Here is a 12409-nt window from a genome sequence, read left to right as displayed (position 1 = left end):
ATTCCCCACTGCTCCATGGATCCGCCGTGGGCGGTCAGGCCGCCGGCGGGAGGAGCGCGTCCCCGTCCTGGTTCCGCAGGAGCGTGAGCAGGGCGCGCAGCCCGGCCTCCAGGCGGTCGGTCTCGGCGTCGGTGAGGTGGACGGAGGGTTCGAGGCGCAGCGTGTCGGTGGCGCTGGCCGTCGGGAGGATCCGCAGGTCGTGGACGCGCAGCAGGTAGCCGGAGAGCGCGTACCCGAGGAGGCCCGCGCGGGACTGCTCGGCGATCGGGGCGGAGGCGGACGCGGACTGGTCGTGGAAGACCAGGCCGATCATCAGGCCCCGGCCGCGGACCTCCCGGACGACGTCGGGGAACTCCTCCTGGAGCCCGCGCAGCATGGCCGTGAGGTGGGCGCCGCGCTCGGCGGCCTTGCGGTAGACCGCGCCGCCGTCCGCCTCCAGGAGGTCCACGGTGCGGCCGGCGATCAGGGTGGAGAAGGCGTCCTTGGCGAAGGTCGAGCTGTGCACCAGCTCGAACTCCTTGCGGTAGCGGGAGGTGCGGACCAGGGTGAGGGCCGCCTTGACCAGGCCGCCGCCGAGGCTCTTGGCCAGCGTGATGTAGTCGCCGCGCAGGCCCAGCGGGGCGGCGGCGAAGAAGGTGCCGGTGCGGCCCATGCCGCTCTGCACCTCGTCGACGATGACCGGGCAGTCCGCCGCGGCGCAGGCGTCCTGGATCCGCCGGACGGTCTCGCGGTCGAACGGCCTGATGCCCGCCTCGCCCTGGACCGGTTCGAGGACGAAGGCTGCGATGACCGGCAGCTCGTGCTCGACGACCCGGACGCCGTCGGCGTCGGAGGCGAGGGCGAAGAGCGTACGGCGCTCCGCCTCGACGGCCTTGGCCACCGCGTCCGGCTCGTGCACCGGCACGAAGCGGCACTGCGCGGCGAGCGCGCCGAAGGGGGTGCGGAAGCCGGCGTTGTGGGTGAGCTGGACGCTGCCGACCAGCTTGCCGTGGAAGGAGCCCTCGGGGGCGAGGAAGACGGGGGCGGCGGCGGCCGTACGGGCGGCGTTGATCCGCCGGATCCCGTCGGCCACCTCGTCGGTCCCGGCGCCCTCGGGCAGCCCCGCCTCGGCGGCGAGGCGGCGGAGGGTGTCGTCGGCGAGCAGCGGCGCGCCGCCGGCAGCGGCCGCGAGGGCCCGCTCGGCGGCGGCGTCGATCTCCGCCTCCAGCTCGGCCAGCCGCATGATCCGGTCGAGCTCGGCGTGCTTCATGGCGATCTCGACGGCCTCGGCGCCGCTGTTCGCGAAGATCGCGGCGTACTCCTCGGCGGGGCCCAGCTCGCGCTTGACGATGGCGTCGATCCGCAGGGCGAGGTCGTTGGCGTAGGGGTGCCGGGAGAACTGCGCGTGCACCGGCACGCCCCGGTCGAGGAGCTCCTTCGCGTAGCCGACGAGCTCGGGGGCGTTGTGCCCGAGGATCGTCGAGCCGTAGCCGCCGACGAGGTCGAGGACGGCGCGCTCGCGGCCCTCCTCGTCCAGGCGGTAGAGCGTGTCCTTCTCCGCCCTGACGTATTCGACGCTCAGTCCGAGCGAGGCGAGCAGGCCGCCGAGGTACGCCTCGGCGAGGTCGCGCTCTTCTGCTTCCGGGCTCATATTCAATCCGATCCCCACCTGAGACGGTCCACTGTGCCTGGAACGGTATCGGCGGGCCGTAACGGGTCCGTAATCCGTCACCCACTGGCACATAAGCCGACGGTCACCGGATTCTTTCCCGCGGTCGGCGACCGGGTAATTACTGGCCGACGGCGGAGGTCGGGCGAGAATGCCCAGGAATATGGACTGCATGAATTTTTCTCCGGGAAAGGAAATGACGACCGTGCATGGTGCAGAGGAGTCGGCGGCCACCTCCCCCGAGGCGATCCGGGGAGCTGAGGGCGCATGAGCACCGACGAGAACCAGCTCCGCCAGTACCTCAAGCGCGCCGTCGCCGAGGCGCACGCGGGCCGCAGGAGGCTGCGCGAGATCGAGGAGAAGGAGCGCGAGCCCATCGCCATCGTCGGGATGGCCTGCCGCTACCCCGGCGGCGTCGACTCGCCGGAGCGCCTGTGGCAGCTGGTCGCCGGGGGCGTGGACGCGGTGACGCCGTTCCCCGAGCACCGGGGCTGGCCGCTGGACCGGCTCTACGACGCGGACCCCGACCGGGTGGGCACGTCCTACACCGACCAGGGCGGGTTCCTGCACGACGCCGACCGGTTCGACCCGGAGTTCTTCGGCATGTCGCCGCGCGAGGCGCTGGCCACCGACCCGCAGCAGCGGCTGCTCCTGGAGACGGCCTGGGAGAGCTTCGAACGGGCCGGCATACCCGCCGACTCGGTGCGCGGCAGCAGGACCGGCGTGTTCGTCGGTTCGATGTACCACGACTACGGGGCCCGTCCCCATCTGCCGCCGGAGGAGTTCGAGGGCTACCTGTACAGCGGCAGCGCGGGCAGCGTGGCCTCGGGCCGGCTGTCGTACGTCTTCGGTCTCGAAGGCCCGGCCGTCACCGTCGACACGGCCTGCTCCTCCTCGCTCGTCGCGCTGCACCTGGCGGCCACCGCGCTGCGCCGGGGCGAGTGCGACCTCGCCCTGGCCGGCGGGGTGACCGTGATGTCCACGCCGCAGGCGTTCGTCGAGTTCTCCCGGCTGCGGGGCCTGTCGGCCGACGGGCGGTGCAAGTCCTTCGCGTCCTCGGCCGACGGCACCGGCTGGGCGGAGGGCGCGGGCCTGCTCCTCGTGGAGCGGCTCTCCGACGCCCGCCGCAACGGCCACCGGGTGCTGGCCGTGATCTCGGGTTCGGCGGTCAACCAGGACGGCGCCAGCAACGGGCTCAGCGCCCCCAACGGCCCCGCCCAGGAACGGGTGATCCGTCAGGCGCTCGCCAACGCGGGCCTGTCGGCCGACGACGTCGACGTCGTCGAGGCGCACGGCACGGGCACCCCGCTCGGCGACCCCATCGAGGCCAATGCCCTGCTCGCCACCTACGGGCGGTCCCGGCCGGAGGGCCGGCCGCTGCGGCTGGGCTCCCTCAAGTCCAACATCGGGCACACCCAGGCCGCCGCCGGCGTCGGCGGCGTCATCAAGATGGTGCAGGCCATCCGGCACGGTCTGATGCCGAAGACGCTGCACGCCGAGGACGCCACGCCGCACGTCGACTGGGACACCGGCGCCCTGGCCCTGCTCACCGAGGCCAGGGAGTGGCCGGACCTCGACCGTCCGCGCCGCGGCGCCGTCTCCGCCTTCGGCTTCAGCGGCACGAACGCGCACGTGATCGTCGAGCAGCCGCCGCTGCCCGTCCCCGAGGAGGGCGAGGAGGAGACGCCGGCCGCGGCGCCCGCCGCGCGGCGGAGCCCCGTACCGCCCGCGCCGGTCCTGCCGTACGTGCTGTCGGCCCGCTCCCCCGAGGCGCTGCGGGCGCAGGCCCGCAGGCTCGGCGCCTTCCTCGCCGAGCGGCCGGAGCTCGACCTCACCGACCTGTCCCGCTCGCTCGCCACGACCCGCACGGCGCTGCGGCACCGGGCCGTGACGCTCGCCGGGGACCGCGACGAACTCCTGTCCGGCCTGGGCGCGTTCGCGGAGGAGGGCACCGGAGCCGTCCTGGGCGCCAAGGGCGAGGGCAAGCTGGCCTTCATGTTCACCGGCGGCGGCGCCCAGCGCGTCGGCATGGCCCGGGAACTGTGCGCCACCTTCCCGGCGTTCGCTGCCGCCTTCGACGAGGTGTGCGACGCGCTGGACGAGCACCTGCCCCGGCCGCTGCGGGAGGTGATCGCCACCGGCGACGAGCTGGACCAGATCGACTACACCCTCGCCGCGCTCTTCGCCGTGGGCGTGGCGCTCTTCCGCCTCCTGGAGACCTGGGGGGTGCGCCCCGACTACCTGGTGGGCCACTCGACGGGCGAGCTGATCGCCGCGCACCTCGGCGGCGTCCTTTCGCTCTCCGACGCCGCCGTCCTGGTGACCGCGCGCGGCCGGCTGATGCGCGGGCTGCCGGAGGGCGGCGCCATGGTCGCCGTCGAGGCCACCGAGGAGGAGGTGCGCGCGACCCTGGACGCCGAGGGGCGCGCGGTCATCGGCACCATCAACGGCCCGCGCGCCGTGGTGCTCTCGGGCGACGAGGACGCCGTCCACGCGGTCGCGGCCGTCTGGAAGGAGCGCGGCCGGTCCGTCAAGGTCCTGCCGATCCTCCGCGCCTCGCACTCGCACCGGATGGACCCGATGCTCGACGAGTTCCGCTCCATCACCCGGGAACTCACCTTCCACCGGCCGGTGTTCGGCATCGTGTCCACGGTGACCGGCGAGGTCGAGAACGGCGACCGCTGGACCTCCGCCGAGTACTGGGTGGACCAGATCCGCAACCCCGTGCGCTTCCTCGACGCGGTCCGCACCCTGGAGTCGGAGGGCGTGACCACGCTCCTGGAGCTGGGCCCCGACGGCGTCCTGTCCGCCATGGCCGCGGCCGGCGCGGAGCGCGAGGACACGCTGGCGATCTCGGCGCTGCGCCGGAACAAGCCGGAGCCGCAGACCCTGGTCGGCGCCCTCGGCACGCTGCACGCCCGGGGCGTCCCGGTCGACTGGACGGCGTTCTTCGCCGAGTCCGGGGCGGAGCCGGTCGAGCTGCCGACGTACCCCTTCCAGCGCGAGCGCTACTGGCTGGAGCCGCTGGCCGGCACCGCGGCCGGACCGGGCACCGGCGCCGACGGGCCGGGCCCGCTCGCAGCCCTCCACCGGCTCGACTGGGTCCCGGACGAGGTCCGGCCGGCCGACGCCCCGGCCACCTGGGCGCGGCTCGGAGCGGCGTCCGGCGCCGGGACGGACGGCGTGCCCGTCCACGAGGACCTGGGCGCCTTCGCGGACGCGCTCGCGGCCGGCGGCGCGTACGACGCCCTCGTCGTGCCGCTGGACGGCGGCGGTCCGGGTGCCGGGGACGCGCGCGGACCGGTCCTGCGGGCGGCGCGGCTGCTGCGCGACTGGCTGGCCGACGACCGCTTCGCCGGCGTCCGGCTGGTCCTCGTCACGCGGGGCTCGGTCGCCGCGGCCGGAACCGGGACCGCCGACCCGGCCGCCGCCGCGGCCTGGGGCTTCGTCCGCTCCGCGCAGGCGGAGGCGCCGGGCCGCGTCCTGCTCGTGGACGCCGACCCCGGCGCGGGACCGGACACCGAGCCGGTGCCGGCGGCGCTCCTGGCGGCGCTGCTCGCCGCCGACGAACCGCAGGCCGCCGTCCGCGACGGCCACCTGTGGGTGCCCCGGCTGCTCCGGATCCGGCCGTCCGCCCTGCGCGGGAGGACCGGGGCGCCGGTCTGGGACCCGGAGGGCACCGTCCTGATCACCGGCGGCACCGGGGCGCTCGGCGCCGCCGTGGCCCGCCGGCTGGTCACCGGACACGGCGTCACCCGGCTGCTGCTCGCGAGCCGTTCCGGCCCGGAGGCGGCGGGCGCCGAGGCGCTGCGGGAGGAGCTGACCGCCCTCGGCGCGACCGTCACCCTCGCCGCCTGCGACGTCGCCGACCGGGACGCGCTGGCCGCGCTGCTCGCCGGCATCCCGGCCGACCGGCCGCTGCGCGGCGTCGTGCACGCGGCCGGCGTCCTGGACAACGGCCTGGTCGCGGACCTGACCGAGGAGCAGGTGAACGCGGTGCTGCGCCCCAAGGCCGACGGCGCCCGCCATCTGCACGAGCTGACCGAGGAGGCGGACCTCACGGCGTTCGTGCTGTTCTCCTCGTCCGTCGGCCTCCTCGGCGGCCCCGGGCAGGCGAACTACGCCGCCGCGAGCGCCTATCTCGACGGGCTCGCCCTGCACCGGCGCGACCGCGGCCTGCCGGCGACCTCGGTGGCCTGGGGCCTGTGGGACGCCGACGGCGGCATCAACGCGGGCCTGGGCGCGATCGACCGCGCCCGCCTCGCCCGCGACGGCTTCGGCACGCTGTCCGTCCCGGAGGGCACGGAGCTGTTCGACGCGGCCGTCGCCGCGGAGCCGGCCCTGCTGGCCGCGGCGCCGCTGGACCTGGAGGTCCTGCGGGACCTCGACCGGGTGCCCCCGCTGGTGCGGGCGCTGGTCCCGGCCCGCGAGCGGGCGACGGCCGGCCGGGGCGAGCCGTCGATGGCCGAGCGGCTGGCCGGCATGGCCGGGCCCGAGCGCGCGGACTTCGTCCTGGACCTGGTCCGGGGCCGGGTCGCCGCGGTCCTCGGACTGGGCGACCCGACGGCGGTCGACCCCGGCCAGCCGTTCCGGGAGCTGGGCTTCGACTCGCTGACGGCGGTCGAGATGCGCAACCGGCTGAGCGCCCTCACCGGGCTCCGGCTGCCGGCCACCTCGGTCTTCGACCACCCCACCCCGGCGAAGCTGGCGGCGTTCCTGCTCGGCCTGCTCGGCCCGCGGGAGGCGGAGTCGGAGCGCCCCGCCGCGCTCGTCGCCCTGGACGGCCTGGAGGAGGCGCTCGCCGACGGCGAGGCGGCCGCGGGCGCGGACCGCGACGCGATCACCGTCCGGCTGCAGACCCTGCTGTCCCGGTGGCTGGAGGCCGGCGCGGCCCCGTCGGACCCGGCCGGCCCGCCCGCGTCCGACGCCCTGGAGGCGGCGTCGACCGCCGAACTCCTCGCCTTCATCGACAACGAGCTCGGTCGCGGCCGGGACTGATCCCGCCCGATCCCAGAACAGGTGGACCTTCCGATGGTGGATGAGAACAAACTCGCTGAATATCTGAAATGGGTCACCGCCGATCTGCACAAGGCCAAGCAGCGGATCGCGGAGCTGGAGTCCGGCCGGTCCGAACCGATCGCGATCATCGGCATGGCCTGCCGCTACCCCGGCGGCGTCCGCTCCGCCGACGACCTGTGGCGGCTCGCCGCGGACGGCCGCGACGCGGTCACCGGCTTCCCCACCGACCGCGGCTGGGACGTCGAGGCGCTGTACGACCCCGACCCCGACGTGCCGGGCACCACGTACGCCCGCGAGGGCGGCTTCCTCGACGGGGCGGCCGACTTCGACGCGGCCTTCTTCGGGATCTCCCCCCGCGAGGCGCTCGCGATGGACCCGCAGCAGCGGGTCCTCCTGGAGACCGCCTGGGAGACCTTCGAGCACGCGCGGATCGCCCCGGCCTCCGTCGAGGGCTCCGGCGTGGGCGTGTTCGTCGGCGCCGTGGAGCAGTCCTACCTCGGGCTCGACGGCCCCCGGGAGCTGGAGGGGTACCTCCTCACCGGGAAGCTGGGCGCCGTCGCGTCCGGCCGGCTCTCGTACTCCTTCGGCTTCGAGGGCCCCTCGATGACCGTGGACACGGCCTGCTCGTCGTCGCTGGTGGCCCTGCACCTCGCCGCGCAGTCGCTGCGCTCCGGCGAGTCGTCCCTGGCGCTGGCGGGCGGGGTGATGGTCGCCGGCACCCCCGGCGGCTTCGTCGACTTCTCGCGGCAGCGCGGGCTCGCCCCCGACGGGCGCTGCAAGTCCTTCGCGGCGGCGGCCGACGGCACCAGCTGGTCCGAGGGGGCCGGGCTGCTCCTGCTGGAGCGGCTCGGCGACGCGGTCCGCAACGGCCACCGCGTGCTGGCCGTGCTGCGCGGCTCGGCGGTCAACTCCGACGGCGCCTCCAACGGCCTGACCGCGCCGAGCGGACCCTCCCAGGAGCGGGTGATCCGGGCCGCCCTGGCGGGCGCCCGCGTCGACGCCGCCGACGTGGACGCCGTCGAGGCGCACGGCACCGGGACCCGGCTCGGCGACCCCATCGAGGCCCAGGCGCTGCTTGCCACGTACGGGGCCGCGCACACCAGGGAACGCCCGCTGTACCTCGGCTCGCTGAAGTCGAACATCGGTCACTCGGTGGCCGCGGCCGGCGTCGGCGGGGTGATCAAGATGGTGCAGGCGATCCGCCACGGCGAACTGCCGCGGACCCTGCACCTCGACGAGCCGACCCCGCTCGTCGACTGGTCGGACGGGACGGTCGAACTCCTCGCCGAGGCCCGGCCGTGGCCGGAGACGGGCGGCCGGCCCCGCCGGGCGGCGGTCTCCTCCTTCGGCGTCAGCGGCACCAACGCGCACGTCATCATCGAGCAGGCGCCGGCCGCACAGGACGACGAGCCGGAGCCGTCGGCGGGCGGCGTGCCGCCGTTCCTGGCGCTGCCGCTGTCGGCCTCCTCGCCGGCCGCCTTCGCGGCGCGGGCCCCCGGCCTGCTGCCGCTCCTCGCGGACGGCGCCGGCCCGTCCCCGGCGGACCTGGCCCTCTCGCTGGCCACCACCCGCGCCGCGCTCCCCCACCGGGCCGTGGCCGTGGGGGCGGACGCCGGTGCCCTGCGGGACGCGCTCGGCCGGCTCGCCGGGGACGGGGCGCGCACCGCTCCGGCCGCGGCCGCGGAGGGCGGCCGGCTCGGCTTCCTCTTCACCGGCCAGGGGTCCCAGCGGGCCGCCATGGGCCTGGGCCTGTACCGGGAGTTCCCGGTGTACGCCGCCGCCTTCGACGCCGTGTGCGCGGAGCTCGACCCGTACCTGGACGTGCCGCTGCGGCGGGTGATCGAGGACGAGGCCGCGCTGGGCCGGACCGGCTGCGCCCAGCCCGCCCTGTTCGCGATGGAGGTCGCCCTCTTCCGGCTCTTCGAGTCGTGGGGGGTCGTCCCGGACGTCCTGGTGGGCCACTCGATCGGCGAACTCGCCGCCGTCCACGTGGCCGGGGTGCTCTCGCTGTCCGACGCGGCGGCCGTGGTCGCCGCCCGGGGCGCGCTGATGCAGGCGCTGCCCGAGGGCGGCGCGATGGCCGCGCTCCAGGCCACCGAGGAGGAGCTGGAGCGCCTGCTGCGGGAACACCCGGGAGCGGCGCTGGCCGCGGTCAACGGCCCGGTGTCCACGGTGGTGTCCGGCGAGCGCGCCGCGGTCGCCGCGGTCGCGGAGACGGTCCGGTCCTGGGGCCGCCGCACCAAGGAGCTGCCGGTCGGCCACGCCTTCCACTCGCCGCTCATGGACCCGATGCTGGAGGAGTTCGGACGGGTGCTGCGGAAGGTCACCTTCCGCCCACCGGCCGTTCCGATCGTGTCCACGCTGACCGGAAAGCCCGTCACGGCGGAGGAGCTGTGCGCGCCGGAGTACTGGACGGCCCAGGTGCGCATGCCGGTCCGGTTCCACGACGCGGTCCGCGCCCTCGCCGGACAGAACGTCGCCGTCACCCTGGAGCTGGGCCCGGCCGGGGTGCTCTCGGCCCTGGTCGCCGAGGCCGCCTCGATCACCCCGGTGCCGTCCGTGCGGAAGGGCCCGGACGAGGCGCGGGACGTGGTCACCGCGCTGGGCGGGCTCTGGTCCGCCGGGGTGCCGGTGGACTGGACGGCGTTCCTCGCCGGCACCGGGGCGCGCCCGGTGGACCTGCCGACGTACCCCTTCCAGCGCGAGCGGTACTGGGTGACGCACACGGCACCGGCCGCGCCGGCGCTCGGGGAGACGGCCGGGGAGCCGGTCGAGGAGGCGGTGTTCGGGGTCGGCTGGACGGCGCTCGACGCGCCCGGCACCGCCCTCCCGCCGGTCCTGGCGGCGCTGGACGGCACCGCTCCGGCCGGCCTGCCGGAGCCCGCCGGCGGCGTCTTCGCCGGGGTGGCCGAGGCACTGGCCGCGCTGGACGGGCCGGAGCCGTACGACGCGCTGCTCGTGCCCGTGCTCTCCCCGACGGACGCCCCGACCGGTGACGTACCGGGGCGGGCCGAGGAGACCGCGCGGCGGGTGCTGGCACTGGCCCAGGCGTGGCTGGCGGACGAGCGGACCACCGGCATCCCGCTGGTCGTCCTGACCCGCGGGGCGGTCTCGGCCCTGCCGGACGGCTCGGACGTCACGGACCTGGTGGCGGCGCCCTCCTGGGGGCTGCTCCGGTCGGCCCAGTCGGAGGCGCCCGACCGGATCGTGCTGGTCGACGTGGACGACGACCCGCGCTCGGCGGCGGCCGTGCCCACCGCCCTGACGACCGGTCAGAGCCAGCTCGCCGTCCGCTCCGGACGGGTGCTCGTCCCCGGTCTGACCACCCTCCCGCGCGTCGGCACGCCGCCGCGCGGCAACCGGTGGCGCCCCGACGGCACCGTGCTGATCACCGGCGGGACCGGGGCGCTCGGCGCCCTCTTCGCCCGCCACCTGGTCCGCGCCCACGGGGTGACCCGACTGCTCCTCGTCAGCCGCCGCGGGCTCGCGGCGCCCGGCGCCGCCGCGCTGGCCGAGGAGCTCACCGGGCTCGGCGCCGAGGTGCGGATCGAGGCCCGCGACCTCGCCGACCGGGCGGAGGTCGCCGCGCTCCTGGCCGGCATACCGGCGGAGCACCCGCTCACCGCGGTGGTGCACGCCGCCGGTGTCCTCGACGACGGCCTGGTCCAGGACCTCACCCCGGACCGGCTCGCCACCGTGCTGCGGCCCAAGGCACACGCCGCCTGGCACCTGCACGAGCTGACCCTCGGCCAGGAGCTCGACGCCTTCGTCCTGTTCTCCTCCGTGGCGGGCGTCGTCGGCGGCACCGGCCAGGCCAACTACGCGGCGGCCAACACCTTCCTCGACGCCCTCGCCGGCCACCGGGCCGGACTCGGCCTGCCGGCGGCCTCGCTGGCGTGGGGGCTGTGGGCGCACGAGGACGGCATGAGCGGTCACCTCACCCGGACCGAACTCGACCGCATCGCCCGGTCCGGGCTCGGTACCATCGCGGACGGGGCCGGCCCGGCCCTGATGGACCGGGCCCTGCTGGCCGGCCGGCCCGCGCTGGTGGTCACCCCGCTCGACCTGGGCGCGCTGCGCTCCCACGCCACCCGGGCGCCGCTGCTGCTGCGCCGGCTGGTCCCCACCGCCGACGGGGCCGCCGCGGCCGACGAGGAGCTGCTGCCGGAGCGGCTGGCGGGGCTGACGCCGGAGGGCCGGAGCGAGGCGGTGGCGGAGTTCCTCCGCCACGAGGTCGCGATGGTCCTCGGGCACTCCGCGCCGGGCGCGGTCGACCCGCGGCAGCGGTTCTCCGCGATCGGCTTCGACTCGCTCACCTCGGTCGAGCTGCGCAACCGGCTCGCGGAGGCCACCGGGCTCCGGCTGCCGCCCTCGCTGGTCTTCGAGCACCCGACGCCGCAGGAGCTCGCGGACCACCTGGGCACGCTCCTGGCGGCCACCGCCGACGGCTCCGGGGGGCCCGCCGGGGTCGACTTCGCCGCCGAGGTCCACCTCGACGAGGACGTCCGCGCGACCGACCGGACCATCCCGGTCGCCACCGATCCCGGCGAGGTGCTGCTCACCGGCGCCACCGGCTTCCTGGGCGCCTTCCTGCTGCGCGACCTCATGCGCTCGACCCGCGCGGTGGTCCACTGCCTGGTGCGGGGCGCCGACGCGGAGGGGGCGGCCGCCCGGCTGTGGGAGGGCCTGGCGTGGTACCGGGTGGCGGACGAGATCGACCCGGAGCGGGTCCGCGTCGTCGTCGGCGACCTCGCCGCGCCCCGTCTCGGCCTGTCCGAGGAGGAGTTCGACGGGCTCGCCCGGCGGGTCGACGCGGTCTACCACGCGGGGGCGACGGTCAGCTGGGTCCGGCCGTACACCGCGCTCGCGGCGGGGAACGTCGGCGGGACCCGGGAGGTGCTGCGGCTGGCCGCGGCGCACCGGACCGTGCCGGTGCACTACGTCTCGACGACCGGCGTCTTCCCCGCGCCGGGTCCCGGCGACACCGCCCCGGCGGGCGTCACGGACCCGACCGGCCCCGGCCACCTGCTGCACAACGGCTACCTGCAGAGCAAGTGGGTGGCCGAGCAGGTCATCGGGCTCGCCCGGGAGCGGGGGGTGCCGGTGTCGGTCTACCGCGTGGACGTGGTCTGCGGCGACCGGGTGACGGGCGCCTGCCAGACCAAGGACTTCGTCTGGCTGAGCCTCAAGGGGCTGCTGGAGACCGGCGCGGTGCCGGAGAGCCTGGCCGGCGTCCTCCACATGGTCCCGGTGGACTACGTCAGCGGGGCGATCGTGACGCTGTCCCGCCGGGCCGACGCGGCGAACCGCACCTTCCACCTCTACAACCGGCAGGACCAGACGTTCACCGACTTCGTCGGCCACCTCCGGTCCTTCGGCTACGAGCTGCCCGCCCTGGACTGGGAGACGTGGTCGGCGCGGGTCCGGTCGGACCGGAGGAACGCGGTGGTCCCGCTGCTCGACTCGTTCGAGGGCATGAACGCCGGGTCCGGCACGACCACGTACCCGCCGATCGACGTCTCGGAGACCGAGCGGGCCCTGGCCGACACCGGTCTGGTCTGCCCGCCGGTCGACCGCGCGCTGTTCGCCACCTACGTGGACTTCTTCGTCCGGGCGGGATATTTCCCGCCCGCGGGCTCCGCCGGGGACCGCGCGTCGGAATGACCCGTTGAATTCGGCCGCCTTCCGGACAATCGTCCGGGAGGCGGCCGAATTCTTTCCCGGGAATTCCGGGCACACCTG

Annotated in this window: 2 protein-coding genes and 1 pseudogene; 2 read left to right on the top strand and 1 reads right to left on the bottom strand. The window is 76.0% G+C overall.

The window, feature by feature from the left end; translation table 11 throughout:
• Positions 1-34: 34 nt before the first annotated feature.
• Positions 35-1630 (bottom strand): aspartate aminotransferase family protein, encoded by a 1596-nt coding sequence (locus tag IE321_RS27025; RefSeq protein WP_190224861.1) that lies wholly within the window; start codon positions 1628-1630, stop codon positions 35-37.
• A 303-nt stretch (positions 1631-1933) separates the two neighbouring features.
• On the opposite strand from IE321_RS27025, the pseudogene IE321_RS27020 reads away from it, so the two are divergent.
• Both IE321_RS27020 and IE321_RS27015 read left to right on the top strand, forming a co-directional pair.
• Positions 1934-6646, top strand: a pseudogene (locus IE321_RS27020) (type I polyketide synthase); the annotation flags it as partial.
• Between the two features lie 36 nt (positions 6647-6682).
• Positions 6683-12331 (top strand): thioester reductase domain-containing protein, encoded by a 5649-nt coding sequence (locus tag IE321_RS27015; RefSeq protein ID WP_373316641.1) that lies wholly within the window; start codon positions 6683-6685, stop codon positions 12329-12331.
• The last annotated feature ends 78 nt before the right edge of the window (positions 12332-12409 follow it).

Source organism: Streptomyces hydrogenans (assembly GCF_014656075.1).
Classification (GTDB): domain Bacteria; phylum Actinomycetota; class Actinomycetes; order Streptomycetales; family Streptomycetaceae; genus Streptomyces; species Streptomyces hydrogenans.
Note: the sequence above shows the minus strand (reverse complement) of the source record. Positions and strands in the feature narration are given on the sequence as shown.